The organism is Pseudomonas sp. DWP3-1-2, assembly GCF_049896285.1.
Taxonomy (GTDB): Bacteria; Pseudomonadota; Gammaproteobacteria; order Pseudomonadales; family Pseudomonadaceae; genus Aquipseudomonas.
This window is the reverse complement of sequence record NZ_JAFCTZ010000001.1, coordinates 668,765-692,466: the sequence shown is the minus strand read 5'-3', so window position 1 is coordinate 692,466 and position 23,702 is coordinate 668,765. Positions and strand designations below refer to the sequence as shown.

The 23,702-nt window shown below is 53.1% G+C and carries 17 protein-coding genes, 1 tRNA gene and 5 pseudogenes; 14 read left to right on the top strand and 9 right to left on the bottom strand.

The annotated features are described in order from the left end of the window. The first annotated feature begins 2 nt into the window (after nucleotides 1-2). The 7 genes and pseudogenes from ACP7B0_RS03290 to ACP7B0_RS03260 all read left to right on the top strand — a co-directional run bounded on the left by ACP7B0_RS03290 (nucleotide 3) and on the right by ACP7B0_RS03260 (nucleotide 8,144). The gene (locus tag ACP7B0_RS03290; protein ID WP_426140050.1) at nucleotides 3-353 is read left to right on the top strand and encodes a RidA family protein; all 351 of its coding nucleotides are present in this window, start codon (nucleotides 3-5) and stop codon (nucleotides 351-353) included. Between the two features lie 361 nt (nucleotides 354-714). Continuing rightward, nucleotides 715-788, top strand: a tRNA-Cys gene (locus tag ACP7B0_RS03285). 68 nt (nucleotides 789-856) lie between these two features. Next, nucleotides 857-1,223: pseudogene (locus tag ACP7B0_RS03280) on the top strand (type II toxin-antitoxin system RelE/ParE family toxin). Then, nucleotides 1,201-1,522, top strand: a pseudogene (locus tag ACP7B0_RS03275) (helix-turn-helix domain-containing protein). Before ACP7B0_RS03280 ends, ACP7B0_RS03275 begins: the two co-directional pseudogenes overlap by 23 nt. 240 nt (nucleotides 1,523-1,762) lie before the next feature. After that, nucleotides 1,763-2,208 (top strand): annotated as a pseudogene (locus tag ACP7B0_RS03270) (IS5 family transposase); the annotation flags it as partial. 459 nt (nucleotides 2,209-2,667) lie between these two features. After that, nucleotides 2,668-3,162, top strand: a complete 495-nt coding sequence (locus ACP7B0_RS03265; RefSeq protein ID WP_426139477.1) for a hypothetical protein — start codon at nucleotides 2,668-2,670, stop codon at nucleotides 3,160-3,162. 11 nt (nucleotides 3,163-3,173) lie between these two features. Then, complete coding sequence (locus tag ACP7B0_RS03260) at nucleotides 3,174-8,144, top strand: calcium-binding protein (protein WP_426139476.1); 4,971 nt, start codon at nucleotides 3,174-3,176, stop codon at nucleotides 8,142-8,144. Nucleotides 8,145-8,459: 315 nt separating this feature from the next. Here the strand turns inward: ACP7B0_RS03260 and tnpC are convergent. The 4 genes and pseudogenes from tnpC to ACP7B0_RS03240 form a co-directional block, all read right to left on the bottom strand. Further along, nucleotides 8,460-9,975 (bottom strand): annotated as a pseudogene (tnpC, locus tag ACP7B0_RS03255) (IS66 family transposase). 18 nt (nucleotides 9,976-9,993) lie between these two features. Next, nucleotides 9,994-10,353: an IS66 family insertion sequence element accessory protein TnpB gene (gene tnpB / locus ACP7B0_RS03250; RefSeq protein WP_426139475.1), complete on the bottom strand. Its 360-nt coding sequence runs from the start codon at nucleotides 10,351-10,353 to the stop codon at nucleotides 9,994-9,996. Nucleotides 10,354-10,435: 82 nt separating this feature from the next. Further along, a pseudogene (locus tag ACP7B0_RS03245) lies at nucleotides 10,436-10,641 on the bottom strand (type II toxin-antitoxin system HigB family toxin); the annotation flags it as partial. Between the two features lie 496 nt (nucleotides 10,642-11,137). Then, nucleotides 11,138-12,073, bottom strand: coding sequence for an aromatic alcohol reductase (locus ACP7B0_RS03240; protein WP_426139474.1), 936 nt, complete (start codon nucleotides 12,071-12,073; stop codon nucleotides 11,138-11,140). A 46-nt stretch (nucleotides 12,074-12,119) separates the two neighbouring features. Between ACP7B0_RS03240 and ACP7B0_RS03235 the strand changes: the two genes are divergently transcribed. Beyond that, complete coding sequence (locus tag ACP7B0_RS03235; protein WP_426139473.1) at nucleotides 12,120-12,563, top strand: winged helix-turn-helix transcriptional regulator; 444 nt, start codon at nucleotides 12,120-12,122, stop codon at nucleotides 12,561-12,563. A gap of 72 nt (nucleotides 12,564-12,635) precedes the next feature. Continuing rightward, on the top strand, nucleotides 12,636-13,061 hold the full coding sequence (locus ACP7B0_RS03230; protein WP_426139472.1) for a YybH family protein: 426 nt from the start codon (nucleotides 12,636-12,638) through the stop codon (nucleotides 13,059-13,061). 45 nt (nucleotides 13,062-13,106) lie between these two features. On the opposite strand, the gene ACP7B0_RS03225 is transcribed toward ACP7B0_RS03230, so the two are convergent. Next, nucleotides 13,107-13,469, bottom strand: coding sequence for a DUF5064 family protein (locus tag ACP7B0_RS03225; RefSeq protein ID WP_426139471.1), 363 nt, complete (start codon nucleotides 13,467-13,469; stop codon nucleotides 13,107-13,109). 401 nt (nucleotides 13,470-13,870) lie between these two features. On the opposite strand from ACP7B0_RS03225, the gene ACP7B0_RS03220 reads away from it, so the two are divergent. Further along, nucleotides 13,871-15,652, top strand: a complete 1,782-nt coding sequence (locus tag ACP7B0_RS03220; RefSeq protein WP_426139470.1) for a SulP family inorganic anion transporter — start codon at nucleotides 13,871-13,873, stop codon at nucleotides 15,650-15,652. Between the two features lie 29 nt (nucleotides 15,653-15,681). Here ACP7B0_RS03220 and ACP7B0_RS03215 read toward each other — a convergent pair whose 3' ends face one another. From ACP7B0_RS03215 to ACP7B0_RS03200, 4 genes are read right to left on the bottom strand one after another with little or no spacing between them, the layout of a single operon-like run. Continuing rightward, complete coding sequence (locus ACP7B0_RS03215; RefSeq protein WP_426139469.1) at nucleotides 15,682-16,245, bottom strand: PqiC family protein; 564 nt, start codon at nucleotides 16,243-16,245, stop codon at nucleotides 15,682-15,684. Nucleotides 16,246-16,272: 27 nt separating this feature from the next. Continuing rightward, entirely contained in the window at nucleotides 16,273-17,913 is a 1,641-nt protein-coding gene (locus ACP7B0_RS03210) for an intermembrane transport protein PqiB (RefSeq protein WP_426139468.1), read from the bottom strand. After that, nucleotides 17,903-18,538, bottom strand: coding sequence for a paraquat-inducible protein A (locus ACP7B0_RS03205; RefSeq protein WP_426139467.1), 636 nt, complete (start codon nucleotides 18,536-18,538; stop codon nucleotides 17,903-17,905). The genes ACP7B0_RS03210 and ACP7B0_RS03205 overlap by 11 nt, the downstream gene beginning before the upstream one ends. Continuing rightward, complete coding sequence (locus ACP7B0_RS03200) at nucleotides 18,535-19,131, bottom strand: paraquat-inducible protein A (RefSeq protein ID WP_426139466.1); 597 nt, start codon at nucleotides 19,129-19,131, stop codon at nucleotides 18,535-18,537. Before ACP7B0_RS03200 ends, ACP7B0_RS03205 begins: the two co-directional genes overlap by 4 nt. 477 nt (nucleotides 19,132-19,608) lie before the next feature. On the opposite strand from ACP7B0_RS03200, the gene potE reads away from it, so the two are divergent. The 4 genes from potE to ACP7B0_RS03180 all read left to right on the top strand — a co-directional run bounded on the left by potE (nucleotide 19,609) and on the right by ACP7B0_RS03180 (nucleotide 23,503). Continuing rightward, on the top strand, nucleotides 19,609-21,000 hold the full coding sequence (gene potE, locus ACP7B0_RS03195; RefSeq protein WP_426139465.1) for a putrescine-ornithine antiporter: 1,392 nt from the start codon (nucleotides 19,609-19,611) through the stop codon (nucleotides 20,998-21,000). Continuing rightward, nucleotides 20,997-21,902, top strand: a complete 906-nt coding sequence (locus ACP7B0_RS03190; protein ID WP_426139464.1) for an amino acid ABC transporter substrate-binding protein — start codon at nucleotides 20,997-20,999, stop codon at nucleotides 21,900-21,902. The genes potE and ACP7B0_RS03190 overlap by 4 nt, the downstream gene beginning before the upstream one ends. 294 nt (nucleotides 21,903-22,196) lie before the next feature. Then, nucleotides 22,197-23,147, top strand: coding sequence for a VOC family protein (locus ACP7B0_RS03185; RefSeq protein WP_426139463.1), 951 nt, complete (start codon nucleotides 22,197-22,199; stop codon nucleotides 23,145-23,147). After that, on the top strand, nucleotides 23,147-23,503 hold the full coding sequence (locus tag ACP7B0_RS03180) for a Rieske (2Fe-2S) protein (RefSeq protein ID WP_426139462.1): 357 nt from the start codon (nucleotides 23,147-23,149) through the stop codon (nucleotides 23,501-23,503). Before ACP7B0_RS03185 ends, ACP7B0_RS03180 begins: the two co-directional genes overlap by 1 nt. Nucleotides 23,504-23,702: the final 199 nt, after the last annotated feature.

The following is a 23,702-nucleotide window of genomic DNA, read 5'->3' as shown; positions in this document are numbered from 1 at the left end:
TGCTGGAAATCACACGCATCGAAACCAGTCAACGCATGAGCCGCGTCGTTCAATGCAATGGCTTCACCTTTCTGGGCGGCCAGACCGCAACCGACCGCACCCAGGACATCAAGGGCCAGACCGCGCAGGTTCTGGAGAAAATCGACAACTTTCTGGCCAAGGCAGGGTTGGACAAAACCCGAATCCTCAGTGCCCAAGTGTGGCTCTCGGATATCCAGGCCAACTTTGCCGGCATGAACGAAGTCTGGGACGCCTGGGCACCGGAAGGCCACGCCCCGGCGCGGGCTACCGTCGAGTCTCGCCTGGCATCACCGGATCTGCTGGTGGAAATCACCGTGGTAGCGGCTGGCTGAATCCCCTCGGCATGCCTCTCCGAGAGCCCACAAGCGGCCTTGATGATTCAAGGTGGTGTCGAGTGGCATGCCGAAGCGAGACTTGCTTGCGCAGTACCGGCAAGCAAGTCAGCAGGAGCCCGCTGCCATCCTGTGATCGGTAGCGGACTTTTTCCCTGAGCTTCACACGCTGGCGCGCTAACTTGTATTTTTTTCGTGGCATTCCTTGACATGCCTGTCGAAGAAGTACAGAATTGCGTCCATTCCTGATTCGGTAATACGAAAAACCCTTTAAATTTCAAAGGGTTGGAAGCCAAGTAGATTTATTGGATTCCAAGCGAGTTTATACACATTGAGTGCTTGTACAGCATTTGATGTTTGAGGCCGAGTAGCAAAATGGTTATGCCGCGGATTGCAAATCCGCTTACGCCGGTTCGATTCCGACCTCGGCCTCCACTATTAAAAACCCCGAAGATTAACGTTTTCGGGGTTTTTTTTGGCTTTGAAAAAGTGGGGAGTTTCACATTTTTTCAGGTAGCGTTCCGCAAATTGGCTTTGCAATCCTTGCAAAGAAAGCTCTGATTACCGATGCCGAGTTAATGAGTGCAATACAGGAGGTGATGAAAGGGCAGGCCGATCTTGGCGATGGCGTCTGGAAGAAGCGCCTCAATGAGAATCGGCACAGGCCAATCATTCTGGCTAAAGGCCGCTCTTACTGGGTTTACCAGTTCCTTTTTTGCAAAAAGGATCAAGGCAATGTCAGCAAAAGAGCTGGCTGCGTTCAGAGCGCTGGCTAAGGCCTATGAAGGCTTGAGCTTTGAGCAGATACAGCTATCGCTCGATCGTAAAGCTTTTATGGAGGTAGGTCATGGCGAAGAAATTCAAAAGTGAGGCTTTGGCGTCGGTCCACGACTCGGCCAGTGCGTTGCTGGCAATTGGAGCAATCGGCCAAGCGACCATGCGTGAGTTCGACGAGTCCTGCATTGCTGAGGTGCCGGCTGAGATACCGCCTGGACAAATCAAAGAGATCCGCGAGCGCAGTCATGTTAGTCAGCCTGTATTTGCTCGTTACTTGAATACCAGTACTTCAACTGTTAAGCAGTTGGGAGGCTGGTGACAAGCGGCCTGGCGGAATGGCGCTCAAGTTGCTCTCAATCGTTCAAAAGCACGGTCAGGAAATCCCCGCTTGAGCCATCTTGGGATTGGAATGGAAATTCCGGGATTTATTCACTTAGGTTCTGTACGAAATCCTTTGAAACTCCCGTCGCCGCACCTGAACACTGATATTCGATAAAGTTCGCGCCCATCGAAGGCATGAGGCCACGATGGTGAAACGGTACGAAATTCCCGATTGAGCCTGGGAGCTGGTTGCTGATCTCTTTAAGCAGCCCCGGCGTACTGGTCGGCCAAGAGCCGATAATCGCCTAGTGCTTAATGGCAAGACTCATATGCTTTGCGACGCCAACGGCATACCGCTGCGTTTTTTGCTTTCGGGCGGACAGGCCAGTGATATTTCGTATGCCCAGCGCGGTTGCTCGATGAGGCCTACATTCCCAACTTGCGTAAACGCTGTCGCTGGCTTTTGGCTGACAAGGGCTACGATGCTGAAGCCCTGCGTCGCTACTGCGACCGTTACCGGATGCAGCCGGTAATCCCTCTGCGATCCATGAAACGCAAACCCAAGCCCGGCTTGCCTCGCTTGTTTGATCGGTCCAAGTACCGGCAGCGCAACATCATCGAACGCATGTTCGGCTGGCTGAGAGCGAACCGCCGCATCGTCACACGCTTCGACAAGCTCGCGAAAAGTTATGCAGCGATGGTTTCGTTAGCTTGTGCTATGCGGTGTTTGCGACATTACTTTTCGTACAGTGCCTAAGAAAGCTGTTTTGCGTATGCTGACTTTTTAAGGTTGATGATCTGCGGAGGTAGGGTCAGCTTGATTCAGCTTGATGAAATGCTTTTCGAGTGGGTACGGCAGCAGGTCTGAATCCAGCTTGAAGCTTGTAGGACTTAATTGAACACTGCCTGAAAGCCTGCAACCAAACCCGATGCTTTGAAAACCTCGCTAGGCATAGGCAGTGGACAAAACGTATGCCATCATGCATTAAGATGGCAAGAGGCCATCGGCGCGATGAGGTCATAGCAACAATAATTTATATAATACTGAGGCTACTGCTACAAACAACCTGTAATAGTATATTTTTATGTGATTGGCTATATGGATATAATAATTGATAGGTCGCAGAACATTGTCTGTGATAAGTATATAAGCGTGCTGCCGAAAACAAGCGTTAAATTATGAGGTGAAAGGCTTCAGATGCCTTGAGGGGGAGTAATGAAATTTAAAAAAACATTTATGACCATTTTAGTGCTGCTGTCTGGTTTTGGAGTGGTTTTTTTTATGTGGGGCATGATGTCAAATTCATTGAATTTTAGTCCGGGGGTTTGTGCGGCAACAGGCAGGAAACTAACTGATGTGCAGTTGATTAATACGGTATTGAAAATTGTCAGAGCTGATATGGCTAGGCCTGCAGTTCTCGTAGGTCCAGATGGCTCTAGAATAAATACAACATTTAAGAATCATAAGTATAAGGGGTGGAATATTGTAGAAGGCTGTTGCGCGGTTGACAGAGCTGGTACGTTGAGTTTGATGGCCAGGGTGCTTGGCAAGCAAAAGCTTGTTGTTTGGATAAAGACGGATGACAGTGCAGGGTCTGTTGAGTTTTCAGATAATAAATTTTATGTTGAATATGATGTCTGTGGGAATGTAATAAATACAAATCTGATTATGTTGAAGGATGAGTTGAAAGCTATTAATGCAAATGACTAATGGAGCTTCGCATGGTGTATGAATGGAAAAATATTGGGATTGATACTATAACTAATTTTTATCTTTATGGGGGGGGTAATAAGCCTGGAAATATAATTTCAGAAAGTATCATCAGGCCTCTCCCGAGTACCATCATACAAGTCGGTGTTCAGGATTATATGGATAGCGGTCCTGGCAGATTTGCACTGGGCTCAAACTCCGCACTAGTAGAGGAGTTTTTTGCTCAATCCTCAGATCTTTCTTGGATGGAGCCGGGAGTCGAATATACGAAGAGTCAGGTTGCGACGCAATTAGGTATTGCTGCTTATGGTATTTATATCTATCAAAACAAGTTGGCTGACAGCACTGAAGACTACGTGCAAAGAACCTATGTCTGGAATTCGGGGGAGTTTAAACTTTCTGATGATGTCAGGTTTATTGTCGATAAGTTTGGTGAAAGGCAGATAAAAAATTATGCAGTAGTTCCTCTAGGGTCGGAGAATTTTGACTTTGAAGGTGGCGATATGATAACGGGGATTGCTAATGAGATTCTTAAGTATTACGTCGATCCATCTAGTATAGGAAAGAAGGTTTCTATTCAATTTGCTGGTGAAGTATCATCGGATAGAATTTACAGCGCTAATGATTATGCGGCAGATTCGTTGGCCTATTTGAAATATCAGGCCCAGGGGGTTATTCGTCTCGCATCTGCACCGTCTGATCTAGTGGAGCTTCCGCAGCAATTGTGGGATTTAAACTCAACAAACACAATTTATGAAAACAAAGCAGTGATTTATGGCAGTGTGGGGAATGATAGCTTATCAGCCTCAAAGTTTGATGACTCTCCATGGTACTTATCAGCTTTGGGGAGCCATTTACTTGCAAGGCAAGCAGAGCAGAATGGCGTGGCTATCGTCGCTGCCGCAGGTCAGGACACTCTGCTAGGGGGCTCGAAATCCGACATACTGTATGGAGGTGAGGGAAATGACAACCTGATAGGTGGCGCTGGAAACGATCTGCTTAATGGCGGTTTTGGAAGTGATACATACGTATTTAGTAGTTCTGACGTGGGGGTGGATACTATTGTGGATGCTGATGGGTTAGGTCAGATAGTCATTGATGGAACCACCTACTCAATAGCTGAAAAAACTTCACCGTATGCGAATCAGTGGAAAAGTGCAGATGAAAGAATAACCTTTTTGTTCGCTCCAGATAGTGGTAGATCCGGCATTGGAGTACTTACTGCAAGTTATGGGAAAGGCAGTGCAATTGTCATTGGTGACTACGAGAAAGGGCAGTTGGGTTTAAACTTAAAGGACTATATTGCGTCCGAGTCACAAGGTTCGCCAGGCATCAACGTAATTGAAGGTGATCTTGGAGCTCTGGATGTTGACTTGGAAGAAGATGGTGTTCAGGCCGGTAACGACAAATGGGGGAATTTGATTACTGATTCTTCCAAGGCTGATGCCGATGCGTCTGACACTTTTTATGATTCTGACAATAACGATATTATTAATTCTTATGGAGGTGACGATTACATAGATGGCGGAGCAGGCGGAGATGATGAGTATAACGCAGGGAATGGTGACGATACGGTTCAGGGTGGTCAAGGAAACGACCTAATAACGGGTGGGGGAGGGAGGGATATTCTATCTGGAGGGAGCGGGCGCAATAAGATTTATGGTGATGACGCCATGATTGATATCAAGGATCTGGGCACTGCCGATAATGAAAGCTTAGTTAAAGGTGATTGGATTGATGGTTATTCTGAAGACGATGAGTTGACCGGCTCAAACCAGAGTGACGTAATACTTGGAGGAGCAGGCTCTGACTCTATTAATGGGGGAAATGGTACTGATGTGATTTTTGGTGACGCAACCACCATCAGGACGAGTTCTGACTGGGATTTCTTAATGACAGCGTCTGTAGTGGCTAATGTTATACTTTACGATATGTCATTAATAGATTCTGCTGTTGAGAGTATATCGGATGAAGGTGATGATATTATTAATGCAGGAGCAGGGTATGATTGGGTGTACGGCGGTGGTGGAAGCGACTACATAGACGGGGGCACAGGTAAAGATATTCTAATAGGGGGGGCTGGAAACGACATAATACTTGGGGGTACGGGCGTTGACCTCATTATCGGGGACTATAAAGATGATGATGGTGTTAGCGGTAATGATCAGATATACGGCGGCGATGATGGTGATTTTATTTTCGGAGGTAACGGGTCTGATGTGCTTTTTGGAGGTGATGGAAATGACTATATACAGGCGGAGAGTTTAAGTGCGTCAGATTATAGTGTCGATTATATTGATGGGGGGGATGGAGATGATAACTTGCAGGGGGCGGGAGGAGACGATTTTATTCTTGGGGGAGAGGGTGATGACTACCTCTATGGAGAAATGGGGGACCCAAATTTAATTGTTTTGTATGGTAATGACACAATTTACGGCGGAAATGGTGCTGACCAAATTTTTGGTGGCGGCGGTAACGATGTGATATCCGGCGGGAACGGGATAAATCAAATTTTTGGTGATGGGGGGCCATCTAATCCATATGTAGCTGGTAATGATATTATTACCGGAGGGGAAGACTCGGAATTAATTGCTGGTGATGGTGGAGATGATACGATTTTTGGTGCAGCTGGAGATGATTATATTTTAGGTGACAGTTTGACAGGTTTTGAAAATATTAGTGGAAATGACATTATTTATGCTGGGGACGGAAATGACAGGGTTTTCGGTGGAAGCGGTCAAGATATAATTTATGGAGAAGATGGAGATGATTTTCTAGTAGGGGATAACGCCACTGAGTCAGTGTTATCAGACCTTAATGACATGATTTACGGTGGTAATGGTGATGATACCCTCGAGGGCGGTGCGGGCGATGACATTCTTTCTGGCGGAGTAGGGAAGAACTTTATTTATGCTGGATCTGGAAACGATATATTGATAAGTCAAGGTAATGATTGGCTTTACGGAGGGCTGGGTGACGATATTTATTACATACAAGGAGAGAAGTCAGGTCGAGCTGTAATCTCTGATGATGCTGGCCGCAATACTTTGGCAGGGGTGATAGCCAGTGAGATAGAGATTATTCTCGAAGGTGGCGTGTTCGTGGTTTTGTTAAATGATGGAAAAAAGGCGGCTTTAACGAGCGCAAATAGTCTTAGCAATACATTTGTTGATAATGACGGCGGGCAGATGAGCTTGGCGGAAGTTGTTGTCTCTCAACAAAATGGGGTGTTGAAAACAGGTCACTATGTAGCTGGGGTGGGATATGTTTATGCTCCTGCAGAACAAAATATCCAGTTTTCAAATGTTTATGGAAGTGAGTTTTCTGATCGGTTAGAAGGTAGTAATGACGATAACTCAATCTATGCTGGTCGCGGTAATAACATAATAAGCGCTCATGCAGGTAATGATTTTATAGTTTCTGAAAATGGAAATGATTTCATTGAAGGGGGCGAGGGTGGCGATATTGTTTATGCCGGAGCCGGGGACGATAGTATTTTTGGCGGTGCCGGTAACGATTCTATTCGAAGTGATGGAGCGTACGGTAAAATGATCGTAACTCTGTCCCCTGAAGGTCCATGGTATCTCTTTCAAGGCTCTGAAAAAGTTGGAATCTTTTCTGGGAACGACTATATTGAAGGTGGCGATGGGGATGACTATGTGGATGCTGGAAGTGGCGACGATGTGATACATGGCGGGAACGGTAATGATGTGCTTTTTGGAAATGGTAGTGATGTTGTGGATGGCGGCGAATACTATGATTTGACTTCGACTAATGCTGATTTGATTTTTGGTGAAGATGGTGATGATACGATTGGTGGCGGTTCAGGAAATGATGCCGTGTATGGAGGTCAAGGAAAGGATTTTATTGTAGAGTTTGAGGTTGTTATCGATGGGGTAGTTCGCCGTGATTTTATTGATAATGATTACTATGATGGCGGCAGTGGGGATGATGAGATATGGAGCCTTCTGGGCGATGACACATTGATTGGCGGTGATGGGGACGATACGCTGGACGCCAGGGGGGGAGGGGTAGGTTCTCTCTACGGTGGAGAGGGGGATGACGTATTGAATTCTCATGGAGGAGATAACAAGCTTTATGGTGGGATCGGTAACGATACTTACGGTATAGGTGGTTTTAAAAGTTCTGATGCCTCCCAGAAGTATGCGATTATTGAGGATTCTGAAGGAGTGAATATACTTCAGGCTGTTAACTCGGATTCTGTTTTCTTGCCTTTGCTGAAAGCTCCATCTATTTATAGTGAAGGTGGCAAAGTCTTTGCTTTGCTCTATATAGTGGATGACGCAGTCGGCGAAAGCTCTGTTCGGATCCAGCTTCAATCAATAGCTGAGCTTACTAGTTTGTTTGTTGAAGGCGATAATGAGCTAGATACATTGACTAGTCTCTCAGATATTGTTTCCAGTAAGGGCGGGCGTATAGAGTCTTCGGTCTGGGTAAGTGACTCCAGTCTCGTGTCTACCGGCTCTCTTAGTGTTGATCAAAGCCTCAATGGTACTGGCGTCGCAGACTTACTTTCTGGAGGCTTAGGGAATGATGTTCTCAATGGGTATCAAGGTCAGGATACTCTGATTGGAGGGGGCGGGTCTGATACCTATATGATTCAATCAGGGTCAGATCATGATATTGTTTATAATGTTATGTCATCTGCGGTTGATTCTGATGTTATTAAGTTTGGTGAAGGTATTGATAAAATAGATCTTTGGTTTAGCAGGGTGGATGATTCGTTAACTGTTTATCATGTTGGGTCGGATGATGCAGTTACCATCGACGATTGGTTTGCATCTCAAGAAAATCAAGTGTCTAAGATAATGACTTCCGATGGTGATGAGATTTCTGCGGAAAAAATAATGCAATTAGTAGGCTCTATGGAGGTTTATGGTACGCCCTTCAGCGGAGCTATAAATCTAAACCATGAGCAAATACAGCAAGTTGGAATGGCCATCTCTGACGCTTGGGGTTAAGAGTAATATTTTATAGGCTGAAATCGGGGGCAGGCCATCATCGCTCCCGATTGCCTCTTTGCTTCCTCTAATGATCAATCCCCCTAAACCTATCAACCCGGACTCCCCGGAGTAAGGGGTACCTAGGATAAGAGTTCAACGCTCCGCAGCACCTGACAATGCATCAGGAGGTATGACACCATCTGTGATTGAAAATTTTTGATTTGGGCCGGCCAAGTTCAGCTATAAAGCACTGACGCTCGGTTGTAGACTTGCTACTCCTGATCAATCGTAAGCGCTCCATAAACCCCACAGACCTTAAGGTGGGCAGCGCGCCTAGCTAGGCGATGCGGGCAAGCAGTTCCACGGCGACAGCGCTTCGTAATCTTCAACCGAGGTCGCCAGTGGCAGCCGTTCTAATGCGTGGCGCAGCCACGCATAGGGCTCCTGGCCGTTGGCTTTGGCAGTCTCAACCAAGCTGTAAAGTTGAGCGCTGGCCGTCGCGCCTTTGGGCGTGTCGCTAAACAGCCAGTTCTTTCTTCCGATCACGAAGGGGCGTATCGCGCGTTCAGTTGCGTTGTTGTCGATCGGCAAATAGCCTTCCTCGACGTACCGTTCTAGCTTGCTCCAGTTGCTTGCGAGGTAACCGATGGCTTTGCCCAGCGCGTTCTGGGCAGTGACCTGTGGCTGCGTCTTTTCCATCCAGCTTTTTAACTGAGCCAGTATCGGCAGACTCCGATCATGACGGCCGGTTTTACGATCGTCGTCGCACGCATCCTTTAGATCACGCTCTACGCCATAGAGTTTGTTGATCAAGTTCAGCGCGATGTTGGCACGTCCCGTCTTGCCTTTCGGCTGTACTTTTTGGGCTTCAACAAACTTGCGCCTTGCGTGCGCCCAGCAGCCCAAACGCTCAACACCGGCCTGCGCGCCCAACGCGTTATAACCGGCGTAATCATCGGTCATCAGGTAGCCACGATAGCCATCGAGCAGGCGTGTTGGCACCTCCTGCGCGCGGCTGGTGGAATAGTCAAAAAGGATCACTGGTTTATCTGACGGGCCGCCGGTTTGCACCCACATCCAGGACTGGCTGCTCGGTTCTCGATCAGGCTCTTTCAACACCTGCACGCGGGTTTCATCGCAGTGGATGACACGGCTGGCCAACAAGTTATCGCGCATTAAATTCAGCAGCGGCTGGAAGTGTTGACCGCACTGGATAACCCAGCGAGCCAACGTCTGGCGCGGGATATCGACGCCATGGCGGCCCAAGACTTTTTCGAAACGGTGAAGCGGCAATCCATCGACGTACTTGGTGGTCAGCAGCATCGCCAGAACACTTGGGCTGGCCATGCTTTTTTCAATCAGTTGAGCCGGCTTGTCCGCAGTAAACGGTGCCGTCTCGCAGTCGCGGCAACCATAAACTTTACGTACGTGTTTGATCACACGGATCTGCATCGGCACGATTTCAAGCTGCTCGCTGACTTCTTCGCCAATGGCATGTTTGCGGCAACCGCAGACGCACGTCAGTTCATGTTCGGGAAGTTCGTGGATGACTTCGATACGTGGTAGATCAGCGGGCAGTGGCTTCCTTTTGCCTGCCGCGTCGCTTGGCTGGAGCGACGACCTCTTCTTCAGCGTTTTCGCCGACAGGTTCGGCGATGCTTTCCGCTTCATTGAAAAGAGCTAACTGAGGTGTGGCTGGATCAGTCGTTTGCTCGGACTTGCGTCCGAATAAACGCTGGCGCAACAACGCGTTTTCCTCCTCAAGAAACCCGACCCGTGACTGCATCTGCGCAAGCATTTGCTTGAGCAATTCAGGATCGTCAGGAAGGTCTGGGGGCATGGAAATCATGCCCTGGATTATACCGAATCAGGCTACGAATCGCGGCGTCAAAACTTGATGAGGACGGTTGCGCCAGAGGTCAAAGCCATCGAGCATCCAGTTGAGTTCCTGAACCGTCAGGACAATCGCTTCGTCGGTGGCGTCAGGCGATGTCTTGAATCGTTCGGACTCGAGGTGCTTGAGCCAAAGGCAGAAGCGGTTGCGCTCCCAATACAATATCTTCACTCGATTGCGCGGCTTGTTGAGGAAAACGAAAAGCACGGGGTCGAATACCGCGACTTTAATGTCCAGCTCGACCAGCGCAGCCAAGCCGTCGATGGATTTTCGGAAGTCGACCGGCTTGGGGTACAGATACACTTTTTCGACTTTGGCATCGGGTCGCATCATGGCGAGCTGGCTCCTGAGGGAATCGGGAGCACAGCATCCGGGATCAGCTAAGCGCTTTGAATGTGGGGTTTATGGAGCGCTTACGATACTTGTTTCCGGCGATGTTGAATACCACTCGGCCCCTTTCAGGATGCTGGCAGAACGCAGTTCAGCCTTGACCTCCTGAGGCGTGCGATAGCCCGCCCTTTCCATGTGCCTATACCACTCCACCAGTGGTGTCATGGCATCTGAGTAAGCCGGGCTAGTTTCCCAGAAAGCTCGCAAAGCCCCTCGCGCTATCACTCTCAAAAACCATCCTCCCAATATGGGAGGAAACTTATATCTTCCCGCCAGTCGCTGCAAGCGAGCTGTGTGCGCACCTCTATTAGACGCTTACAACCACCATCAAGGAGAATCACGATGCCCATCACCCAGGCGCAGATCCTTCCCGACGCCCGCCCAGTCGCGGGCGTTTTTGTACCTTTTCTGACAGCCCAAGCAGTGACACGCGCTGGTCATGACAGGTGGGCAATGGGCTTCAAAAGAAACATTTCCGCAACGACAATCTCGTGATCTTGCGATTGGGCGCTTGATGGTTTGTGCTTGGGTCGGGAAAGCATTCCTGACCTCGGACACCATTTCTAGCCTTTAAGCGGGTCTTTCCATGCAGCCACAAGATCTGTACGTGTCTGAAGGATGTTCTCACGCGCCTGCCGACGCAGCGGGCGAGTGAATCGGAAGTTGTTACCACATGAGTGGGCGCTCGTTTAGCTACGCAACGCGCGTTTGCCGGACGCGTAGGAATCTAGCTACGACTTAAATTAGATCGCGCCCATTGCTCCGCGCTGGTCACAGGTAATCCATGGATTCCGTTGAATGTCCTCGCTACATCCCATGCAACACCCCGGCCCATCGCGAAAACTGCGCGGTATTTGCGCAGATTGTCGTCGGACATTTCCTCAAGGTCTGCCTGCAACCGCTGCACGCTAAGCTCCCGGCGCTCGATTTTCCGTCCGATGACTCGTTCAAGCAGATCGGCCAGATCGCCGTAGGTGAGGGTGTCGCCGGCAGTGTAGACCACCTGATTGATGACGCGCGGGCTGTGCAGGACGATGGCGGCGGTGAGCGTGCCGATGTCTTCCGGCGTGGTCACCGTAACCTTAGTCTCCAGGCTGCCCAGTGCGTTGACCTGTCCGGCGGGCAGGTCAACGACCCCGAAAGCCGGATCGAACAGGAAGCTGGTGAACATGCCGGTGGAAATGATCACCCATTCAGTCCGGGATTGGGCGCGCAAGAGGTCGCGAACATCCAGTTGCTCGTCGAACAGGTCTTGCGGGCTACCACGGCCAATCCGGTCGTAGTCAACGCCGAACTGCCAAGGAATATAGCGTTTCACACCCGACGTGAGCGCGGCTTCAGTCAACTTGCGCTGAGTGCCCCGGCCCGCCGCAAATCCGACGCAGCTGATCACCGTGTCGAAACGTCGCAGCACCGCAGCGAGTTCTTCCACGGAGGCATCGGTGACGTCGGCTACCTCGATGGCGATGCCGAGCGTCCTGATCACGTCGATTTCCTGTTGTTTTTCCATGGACGAGCTCTGCACAGTGGCCTGGCGCAGCAGCACGGTAATGCTCGCGGATTCGGTCGATCGAGCGGCCAGTCCTCGCAGCACGGCTAGCCCCAGTTCGCCGGCCCCCAAGACCAGAATACGTTGTTTGACGTTTGAATTAGCAGCCTGCATGGTAAGCCTCTGTTTGACGCACTTAACTTGAGGCTTGGATCTTGTCATGAGCATCGATGCGCAAAAAGTAGGTACATCGGTGATACCGTGCGGTCTGGACGCTCAGGAAATCGTGCGGCTTTCGCAGAACGCCTGTCGCGCGCTTAGCGAGGACGAGGATGGTCTCAAGCGCGATATCCTGGGTCACTCCGGTAACCGATGGTCACTGGGGGTGGTGCATGCGCTGGGCGTGACCAGCCCCTTGCGCCACGCGGAGTTACGTCGTCGGCTGCACGGCGTCACTCAACGCATGCTCACTCACACGCTGCGTCAGCTGGAGCGCGACGGGCTGATCTCTCGTCACGATTTTGGCGAGAAGCCCTTGCGCGTCGAGTACGCGCTGACCGAACTGGGAATGGGGTTGCTGGTGCAGATGATTCCGCTGTGGACGTGGGTGATTGAACAGTCGGAGGGCTTTAACGAGGCACGCAAACGTTATGACGAGCAGTAAAGCGTGGATAACGCACTGCTTCTCTTGCGAGCCTGGGACCGCACTCGATTCGCTAGACTAAGGAGATCAGAAATGGACGAACTTACCCTGAGCCTGAAACAGACCATCGAAGCGGCTGACCGCGCTATCACAGCGCAGGACTATGACGCGCTGATGGCGTTTTATTCCGAGGACGCGACATTGGTCGTCAAGCCCGGCTTGAATGTCACCGGCAAAGAGCGTATTCGCCAGGCATTCGTGGCAATTGCGGATTACTTCAATCACAGCATCGTGGTCAGGCAGGGAAGAATGCAGGTGATCCCGGGCGGTGATGTGGCGCTGGTCGTCATGGAGACCCTGCTGCAAACCACTGACAAATCCGGAATCACCACCGATGTCGAGCGGCGGGCCACGTATGTCTTTCAGCAGATTTCGGGCCGATGGCTATGTGTGGTGGATAATTCCTACGGCACCACGCTGCTTGATGAGCAAGTGGATGACACACAGCAGCCTGAATAGCGCACATGGGCGTAGATCCGTTGCCTCTGCAGCTAACAACCCCGATCACTCCAGATGTTCAGGCCTGACCGGGTCCCCCGATTTCATGTCCAGCTGCACGCGCACGTCTTCGAACATTTCGTCGTAGTATTTGTGCATCGAACCGATGCTGCTATACACCTTGGGCATACCGTACTTTTCTGCGATTTGCGTGATGTTATGGGCGAAGTTGTAGGCTTGATCCTTGGGCAGGAAGAATTTTTCTTCCATGTCCGTGCCCTGGATGCGGCCGTGCATCGTGAACAGCATCCCTTTGCCTTCCTTGGGATCCTGTGTCACTTCATAGTCGATGTGCAGGTTGTAGCTGACGTCGTCTTTGTTCAGTGCATGACGCTCAATGTGCAGGTGACCGGGCTCGAACGTAGCCATTTTTTAGGCTCTCCTTGGTTAAAGACTTTGAAGCAAGACAGGCAGCAGGCCTGCTCTGGTCATTTCATGTGGCGAGAGTGGGTATCTGGGTGCCGTAGCGATGGCTTCGGCAGATCAGGCGTCGCACGATTTCGTTACGGGAGAAAGGATACAACAGGTTGAATTTGTTCGTTTTCAGTTATCTGACTCAGATCAATCTGTGTGCATATTTAATTATTGACTTTAAACGTCTACTTTTTGTTAGATATCAGTCAGATAGGTGCATATTTTAAAGCTGGTTGTTCTAGGTGGGTTTAACGGTTTAATTCGGGCTTTGGCGTGAATGAATCAATAAACTGTACCGCCAGTATCCGAACCACACCTTCAAGCCTCTGCGCTTTACACCTAAGGGCCACAGTCCTATGAGTAATCTGGATTCTTCGCCCTCCGCCCCGGAACCCGGCAGGATTGCGCATCGAGTGTCGGTCGGCGATCAGACTGGATGGCGGCGCTGGTTACCGGGGCTGCGTACCCTACGCGGATATCAAGTGACATGGTTGCGGCACGACCTCGTGGCAGGGTTGGTGCTGACCACCATGTTGATACCCGTCGGCATCGCCTACGCGGTGGCATCGGGCGTTCCCGGCATTTATGGTCTCTATGCGACCATTGTCTCGCTGCTCGCTTATGCGCTTTTCGGACCCAGTCGGATTCTGGTGATGGGGCCGGATTCCTCGCTGGCTGCTGTCATCCTCGCCGTTGTCCTGCCACTTTCGGGGGGAGACCCGCATCGCGCGGTCGCCCTCGCGGGCATGATGGCCATCGTGTCGGGAACGGTGTGCATCCTGGCGGGAATCGCGCGGCTCGGTTTCATTACAGAGCTGCTTTCCAAACCGATCCGCTATGGGTACATGAACGGGATTGCGCTGACGGTGTTGATCAGCCAGCTGCCCGGTTTTTTTGGCTTCTCAAGCGATACAAGTGGCCCACTGAGCACCTTATCGTCCATTGCCACTGCGGTAATGGACGGGAATCACAACTGGATTACGCTCATGGTTGGCGCAGCGACCCTGGCGGTAATTCTGCTGCTAAAGGGCCACCCGCGCGTGCCAGGCATTCTGATCGCCGTGGTGGGCGCAACCGTTGCCGTCAGTGTCCTGGACCTTGATACACGCGCCGGAGTGGTGGTCCTGGGGTCTCTTCCACAAGGTTTGCCCGGTTTCACGATTCCCTGGATTACCACCGCTGATATCGTTCCCGTCCTGATAGGCGGTTGTGCCGTTGCCCTTGTTTCGTTTGCCGATACCAGCGTGCTCTCCCGTGTTTATGCCGCGCGTACCCATACCTACGTTAACCCTAACCAGGAGATGGTGGGGCTCGGCGTTGCCAACCTGGCCGCCGGCTTTTTTCAAGGCTTTCCAATCAGCAGCAGTTCGTCGCGCACACCCGTGGCCGAGGCTGCGGGTGCCAAAACCCAACTGACCGGTATTATCGGCGCGCTTGCCGTTGCCTTTCTGTTGCTGGTCGCGCCAGACCTGCTGCAGAGCCTGCCCGCGAGCGCCCTGGCCGCGGTCGTCATCGCATCGGCCGTCGGCCTGATTGAGGTTACCGACCTTCGGCGGATTTATCGTATCCAGCGTTGGGAGTTTTGGTTGTCCATCGTTTGTACGGTCGGCGTAGCCGTATTCGGCGCGATTCCGGGCATTGGGCTGGCGATCGTCATCGCTGTCATCGAGTTCCTGTGGGATGGCTGGCGGCCATACTCCGCCGTGCTGGGGCGGGTTGACGGGATCAAGGGCTACCATGACACCCAGCGCTATCCCGACGCGCGTCTGATTCCCGGGCTTGTGTTGTTTCGCTGGGATGCGCCCCTGTTTTTCGCCAATGCCGAATGGTTTCAGGATCGGGTACTGAACGCAGTGGCTGCATCGCCCACGCCGGTTCGTTGGCTTGTCATCACGGCTGAACCGGTCACCAGCGTGGACGTGACCTCAGCCGATATGCTGGCGGAACTGGTCGACATTTTGTACGCCGCTGATATCACGCTGTGCTTCGCTGAAATGAAGGATCCGGTCAAGGACAAGCTCAAGCGGTTCGGACTGTTCTCGCGCTTCGGGGAGCAGGCTTTTTTCCCCACGATAGGTGCCGCTGTCGACAGCTATCTATTGGCCTACCCGGTGGACTGGGTCAGAGAGGGGTGCTGAAAGATGCAGCAAACCTCAAGCCAGTGCCCTCAGGGACACCGGCTGGCTGCGGAGCGACCTGCCTCGCTGAGCGCGGCAGCCAGATTTCGCAGGTTGGCTTGCTGGGCCAGCACGAGATCTTCCACAGCAACACCTGAAGGTGTCTGAAAAACGCTCTGGCAGACGAGTTCCTTCATGTTCTGGCTGCCGACCTGACCTGAACGGATGCGCCATCTGGCGTCCAGCAGTGCGTAGTGACCGGGCACCAGATCAAAGCGTAACACCGCAATTCGCAGCGTCATTTTAGTGTCACTGTCTGGCCTGGAACCCAAGGCAAGGGTAAGAGCGCTCTGTACTTCCTCGGCGAGGCTCGCGCCCCACCAGTCAGTTTCCAGCAGGATCAGCTCACTGGCGTTTTGGCGAATCACGATTTGCGAACGATCCACCTGTGGCGGCACGACGACCCGCTCGATCTGCAAGTCGTTACCCGGCTGGGGCAAGCGTGGGTTGCCTGAGAACAAAGGCGTCAGCGTGTGGTAATGCACCGGGTCGCTGCGGCACGCCATCAGCAATAAAAATACCGCAAGCAAAGCTACCGCATAGGTCGCACGCATGGGGGATCGCTCCTGTGACCGCCAGGTTCAAGGATTCTGGTTTTCATATTGAGTGCCTCTAGGCCGCCCACGGATAAGCGACTCCGGATGTCGGCCCAGATAGTCGGAAAGATCACGCAAAGACCGCGACATGCGCCCCAACTCGTCAATGACGTCACTGAGCTGTTCGCGCTGCGGCGAGTCATCGGCCAGTGTCGCATTGGCAGACTTAAGGGTTTTTTGGACTTCTTCCAGGGTTGAGCGGACTCCAGGCAGTGTTTGTCCATTGAACTGCTTAAGGCCGGTGCGCAGCTCGGCGAGGCTGCCCTCCAGATTGGACGCAATACGGTCCAGTGGCAGTTGGCCTATTTTCTCCACCACCGCCTGCAATTGTTCCTGCAGCCGCTCGAAGCTGCCGGGCAGGGTGGGCAGCATGACGGGGCGAGCGTGAGGGTCAAACGCAACTTTTTCGGCCTTGGGATAAAAATCCAGCGAGATATACAGCTGACCGGTCAGCAGATTCGCTGAGCGAGCCTGGGCACGCAATCCATGTTCGACGAAATTGGCGATAATGCGAATGCCGCCTTCCAGATCGTTTGGGTCATGTTTGAGTATGGCGAGCATCTTGGTGTGAGCCTGACCCAGGCTTTGCGGATAGATGACGATGCCGACGATCACTGGAAAACTGCTGGTCTTGACGTCGAAGTCCAGGTTCAAAGACACCACCTTGCCGATCTCCACGCCCTGAAACTCTACCGGGGCATCGACCTTCAAGCCTCTGAGCGCCTGATCAAAGCGCAGGGCCATGTATTGCGCTCTGCCTGGCGGCGGAGCGAGCGCTGTCTGCGCGTCGGTGTACAGATCAAAGCGGCTTCCCTGCGAGGCCACGGGACTGGGCAAGCCGTACTCCGGCGAGCCAAATGCAATGCCACCGATGAGCACGGCGGACAGCGATTCAGTCTTTATGGAAAAACCGCTTGCGCCGACGCCGATATCAATACCGCTGGCGTTCCAGAAGCGAGTATCGGTGGTGACGTAGGCGTCGTACGGTGCGTTGATGAACACTTCAACATCGACACCCTTGCCGTTTTCATCAAGTGCGTAGCCGACGACCTGGCCCACCGGAATTTTGCGGTAGTAGAGGGCGGAACCAATGTCCAGCGACGCCAGATCCTTGGTGCTCAGGGTGAAGCGTTTTCCGGGTTCGTCGTAGGTAATCGGAGGCGGTGCTTCAAGGCCAATGAAAGCCTTGACGGTTCGTTGCGACTCACCAGAATCGGCCCCAATGAACGCGCCTGACAAGAGCGTCTCGATACCCGACACACCGCCCGCACCGACACGTGGGCGCACCACCCAGAACCTGGCATCCTCACGGGTAAACGACGAAGCTCGTTTGGCGAGCTTGACTGTGGCTGCCACGCTCTTCTGATCTTCGCTCAGCTCGACTTGAGACACGTGACCGATCACCACATTACGGTATTTGACCTGGGTCTTTTCAGCGGTGAGGCCTTCACCGGTCTTGAAGGTGATAGTGATCTCGGGACCTGCCTGCATGCGGCTATGCACGACCAGGGAAATGCCCACCAGCAAAGCAATAATGGGCACGATCCAGACCAGCGATACGCTCCAGCGGCTGGACGTCTTGATTGCCCCCGGTTCGGGCGGACGTTGTGAGATTTCATGGGGCATCGGGAGCCTCCCGGTCCTCTGAAGTCTGCCAGATCAGGCGTGGATCGAAACTCATTGCCGAGAGCATGGTGAACACCACCACCGTCCCAAAAAACAGAATGCCCACGCGGGGCTCGATAGTGCCCAAAGCCTCAAACTTGACCAGCGCTGCAACCAGCGCGATCACCAGCACGTCCAGCATCGACCAATAGCCCACGAGCTCCACAAAGCGAAACAATCCGGTGCGCTGCCGACAGGCCCATCTGCTTCCCCTTTGCGAGGTGATGAGCAGGAGTGTCAATGCGCCGAACTTGATCGCGGGAACGCCAATGCTGGCAATGAAAATGATCAAGGCAATATCCCAGGCTCCCGCTTCCCAGAACTCCAGCACGCCGGTGATGATCGTGCTGTCTTCGCCACTGCCAAGCATGCTGGTGTTCATGACCGGGAGCAGGTTGGCGGGCACGTAGAAAATGAGTGCGGCCAGCAAAAACGCCCAGGTGCGCGTCAACGAGTCGGGTTTGAGGGCGTGCAGCGCGGTGCCGCAGCGGCTGCATTGGGGGGGATCATCACTGATATCGCAGGCCTGGCCGCAACTGTGGCAAAGGCACAGGTTCAGATCCGCGGCCCGCGGCGGCGTATTCACAGTTGATTCCACAGCAGTCGGACATCACGCCCTGCAACCTTGATCATCAGAATACTCAGTGCAGCAAGGGCCGCCAGGCCGATGCCGGGCACCACGTCAAGCATTCCCGCCAGTTTGAACACCGCGACCATGGCGCCCAACAGACAGACTTCGAGCATGCTCCAGGGACGTAATGACTCAAGCCAGCGCATGCAAAAACCGAAGCCAGGCGAGCGCTTGTTGGCCATGGCGAATGTCAACACCCACAGCAGCAGGCTGACCTGTAATACAGGCGCGATGATGATGGAGATGCCGGCGACAAGCGCCATCCCGGTGATCGGTCCGGCGCTCAACGCCTGCACGCTGTCCCAAAGGGTTGCGGAGTTCTGCAACCCTTGCAAACGGATGCTCATCACGGGATAACAGTTGGCAAATACCAGCAGGACGGCGGCGGTCACGCACAGGGCGAGGCGCTGTTGCAGCGTCAACGCGGTGTACCGCTGAATGACGGCACCACAGCAGACACAGCAGGCTTTCTGCTTTTTTTGAAGGGGCGCAGTGCCGTAGACCGAGTCACAGTATTCGCAAATAATCAAATGTCGGGATGTATTCATTGTTTTTATCAGGCCAGGTGTCTGCGGCAAAAAATGAATAGGGAGGCGCTGTTACATAACAGAACAACGATGGCGGAAACGCTTCTTTTGATGCCCATTACCCAGCGTAGATCATAAAAAGTGGAGGGTGAACTTCTCACGAGAAGTTTGCGTACTCTTGTTATTCCGCTTATCGGGTGTTCACTGTTTGGGATTGGGGATTTATCTGTAATGCAGGATTTACAGAATGGCTGTTGTGCGGAAAGGCTTTGGGTGAGTGAATGCGACTGCGTGAAAGCTCTGTCATGGGCTTTTAATAATGAACGGCGCACAAACAGGCGAGTAAGATAATTGATAAACAACGCCGAGATCATGCGTGTTTGCCGTGACGCACTATGCTCTAGGGTTTATGCCGCCAGACCATAAACAATAACGCCTCATCCTCCGGTGCTGGAGCGTGTTTTGTGCGTGATTCTTGATAAGCGTTGGGGAGTCTTCATGACGGCGTCGAACAAAAAAATGACCCTCGTGGGGCTCACGACCCTGGTCACAGTCAATATGATGGGCTCTGGAATTATCATGCTGCCTTCGAGCATGGCGCAGTTGGGGGCTGTGTCACTGTTGTCCTGGCTAATCACTGCGATTGGCTCGATGGCAATTGCTTATTGTTTCGCTCAGTGCGGTGTCTATTGTCCGCGATCGGGCGGAATGTCGGCCTACACGGAAGAGGCGCATGGCAAGTCAGCGTTTTTCCTCTGTTCGTTTCTGTACTTTCTCTCACTGGCCATTGGAAATGTTGCCATCAGCATCTCTGCAGTGGGGTATTTGACGCCTTTTTTTCCTTGGTTGGGCTCCGGGGCCGTGGGCTTGTTCTCGGGCTGTGTCGGATTGATCTGGCTCACGACTGCAGCCAACTTCGGTGGCGCAGGTATTACGGGAAAGCTCGGCGCTGTTACCGTTTGGGGTGTCATCATTCCGGTTGCAGGTTTGAGCGTCATGGGTTGGTTCTGGTTCGAACCCCGAATATTTTCAGCCGCCTGGAACCCGAATGGCATGCCGATCAAAGACGCCATCACCCAGAGTATTCCACTGACACTGTGGGCTTTTCTGGGGATGGAGTCGGCAGCGCAAAACTCTGATGCCGTGGTCAACCCCAAGCGAAATGTTCCACTGGCATGCCTCTTTGGCACCTTGGGAGCGGCCGTGGTGTACGTGCTTTCAACGACCGTGATTCAGGGCATTGTTCCCAACGAAGCGCTCGCCAACTCGAGCGCGCCATTTGCCTATGTCTACGCCCAGATGTTCGGCCCTCTCGTCGGTAAAATCATCATGCTTCTGGCGGTCATGGCGTGTATCGGCTCGTTGCTGGGATGGCAGTTCACCCTGGCGCAGACCGCAAAAGTGACTGCCAATCAAGGCATGTTCCCCAAGCTGTTCGGTAAAGTCACGACAGCGCAAGCGCCCGTCGTTGGGATGATCGCCTGCGCTGTGTTGCAGACATTGCTGGCACTGTCGACGATTTCCCCCAATGCGAGTGAACAGTTCGCAAAGCTCGTCAATCTGGCTGCGGTGACCAATCTGCTGCCGTATGTAACGGCTCTTTCGGGTCTGCTGGTGATTATGTACAAGGCCGGTGTCAGTCGTAGTGTCTATCTGCGCAATGTGACTGTTCTGATGATTGCAATGGGGTACTCGTTTTACGCGATCTACGCCTCGGGAAAGGACGCGGTATTTGGCGCTACGATCGTGCTGGCCGTCGGCTATTTGCTCTACGGCTTCATCGCCAAACGCTTCGTCCTGGAACCCTCAATGAGTTCGCCGGTGGACGACCCGCACGGGGGGAGCCCCCAAGACATCAGCTCTTCGCAGTTACCGGGGGACACCCTATGAAACAGCACTGGCGCAAATGTGTCATCGTCACGTTTCTGTGTGTGGCAGCGGCTGGCCCCTTACTGAGCGAGGCCGACACGCTGGCAAGAATTCGGGGCAGTTCGACACTTAAGCTGGGGTACTTGCCGAACGCTGCGCCTTTTACCGCCAACACTGACGGTAAACCTGCCGGCTACATGATCGATGTTTGTGAACGGCTCGCCCTCTGGATCAAAGCTCAAACCCGGCTGAGTGAAATGGCGGTCAGTTATGTTGAAATCCCCCAGGGCACCGGAGTGGATGAGGTTCGGCAGGGCAAGATTGATTTGATGTGTACGCCCAGTGTGCAAACATTGAGTACGCGCAAGTGGGTCAGTTATTCAGTGCCTGTTTTCACGGCGGGGCTTACGGCACTGGTCCGCAAGGATGCATCGAGTGATCTGTTGCGCGTGCTCAAGGGAGAAGTGGCCCATCAGGGGCCCACCTGGCGTGCAACGATCAATCGCGGACTGTCCAACCATCGTTATGTCGTGATGGCCGGTGGTGTTACCGAAGGCTGGATACATGAACGCATCAAATCGCTTGGCGTAATCGCCACGGTATTGACCGTGGGAAGCTACGCTGAGGGCGTTGATCTGGTTGCACAAAAAACAGCAGATGCATTTTTTGCAGATCGAATGGTCCTGCTTAACTATGCCGCCAAAGACAACGCGGCCGACGAGATTCAGGTACTGGACGTGCTGTATGACATCGCGCCAGTCGCCTTACCCGTTGATCGACAAGACGAGGATTTTCGGTTGATGGTCGACGGCGGCCTGAGCGATCTCTATCGATCAGGCGATGTGTACCGCCTGTACGCGCATTATTTCGGTCAACCCAACGAAGCCAGTCTCATGTTGTTCAAACTCTATACATTGCCCTGAACGGCCTGAATATTGATCGTCGTGCTGCTCCACCCCGCACCGCTCTGGCGTCCGTTCCTGGCGATTGCCTGACAGGTATCGCCCAACGTCGTGCCTGCCCGCACCTCAGGTATCACGTTTGCCAATACATCGCATCCTGACATGCGATTAGTCAGCGTCCTTTTACAACGGCAACCTCTCCAGCCAGTCAGTCGCCATTTACAGCGCCTGACAACCACCACCGGACTCGCGTGCCTGGCCCTTTGTAGTGGGGCTCAGTGAGTCCGTATCACAATTTCAATGGAGTGGTATGGCATGAACATCATTGGCCTTGATGCCTTGGTTTTTGGCGTCGACGACATCCCAGCCTGTAGCGCCTGTCTGCGTGACTACGGCCTGACCCCGGTCGGAGTCGATAGCGAAGGGGGGCGTTTTGAAGCGTTGGACGGCACGGCAGTTATTATTCGACGCGCCGATGATCCGGCGTTGCCACCTGCCATTGGGCCAGCGCCCTCGATTCGCGAAACCGTCTACGGGGTGGCCAGCGCGGCTGATCTCGATGCTATCGGCCATGAGCTCGCGCGTGATCGAGCGGTGGCCTGGGATACTCACGGCGCGCTGCACAGCGTCGATGACTCGGGCTTCGCCATCGCTTTTCAAGTCAGTGTCCGGCGCGCATTCAGCGCAGCGCCGGATCTCACCAACGCTCCGGGTAACGCACCGCAGCGCCCGGTCAACCAGCTGGGCATTTATCCCGAAATGTCGGCTGCACCGCGCACCTTGTCCCACGTTGTGTACTTTGTGCCTGACGCGGCCAAAGCCGAGGCGTTTTACGCCGAGCGTCTGGGGTTCAAAACAACGGATCGTTTTGACGGAGTAGGGCCGTTCATGAGACCGCAGGGCTCGGATGAGCACCATTGCCTTTTCATGATTCAAACCCCGCCGCACATGCAGGGCTGCGAGCACTTCACCTTTCACATGGGCAGCGGCACTGAAGTGCTGTTGGCGGGCAGGCGCTTCGAACAAAGCGGCTGGACCAGTTTCTGGGGGCCGGGTCGCCATCTCTTTGGTTCAAACTGGTTCTGGTATTTCAACAGCCCCTTGGGTTGCCACATCGAGTACGACGCCGACATGGACAGGCACGACGATACCTGGGCCGCGCGGCAGGCACCGATGTCGTCGGACACTTCACAGCTGTTCCTGTTTACCTCCCGTGAGAAATGGTCACCGGGTGGTCCGCCGCGTCCAGAAGCTAAACGTGGGTGATGGGCACCGTGTTGCTGTGTCGCCTTGACTCACTGGTGGAGGGTCAAGCCTATGGTTTTGATCCCTTGCAGCAGGGCCGTGACAGTGTTTTTGCGCTACGTCATAAGGGGGAAGTGCGGGTCTATCTCAACAGCTGCCCGCATCTTCAGGTGCCTTTGCAGTATCGCAAGGACCGATTCCTGAGTGCCAACGGCGAGCGAATAATCTGTTACGCCCATGGCGCGCAGTTTCTGCCAGACACAGGTCAGTGCATCTACGGCCCCTGTCTGGGGGAGGCCCTGACGGCGCTGGAATTCAGCGAGGAGGCTGGCTGGCTGGTGCTTCCGGTCCAACAGTTGGCGCAACAAAAGGCCTGAACCAGGTATCGCGTTTGGTGATAGATCGCATCCCGGGACTCGATTGGTCAAATTCCTGTTTTGACGAGAAGCTGATTTCGAGCCGGTCCATGCAACCTTGCGTGCAACGCTATCTGGACCCACGGCTTAATTGTTTAGGAAGTGAAAACGCTGCCCCGACTATGGAGAGCAGCGTGCTGAAACTAAAAAAATAAAAACA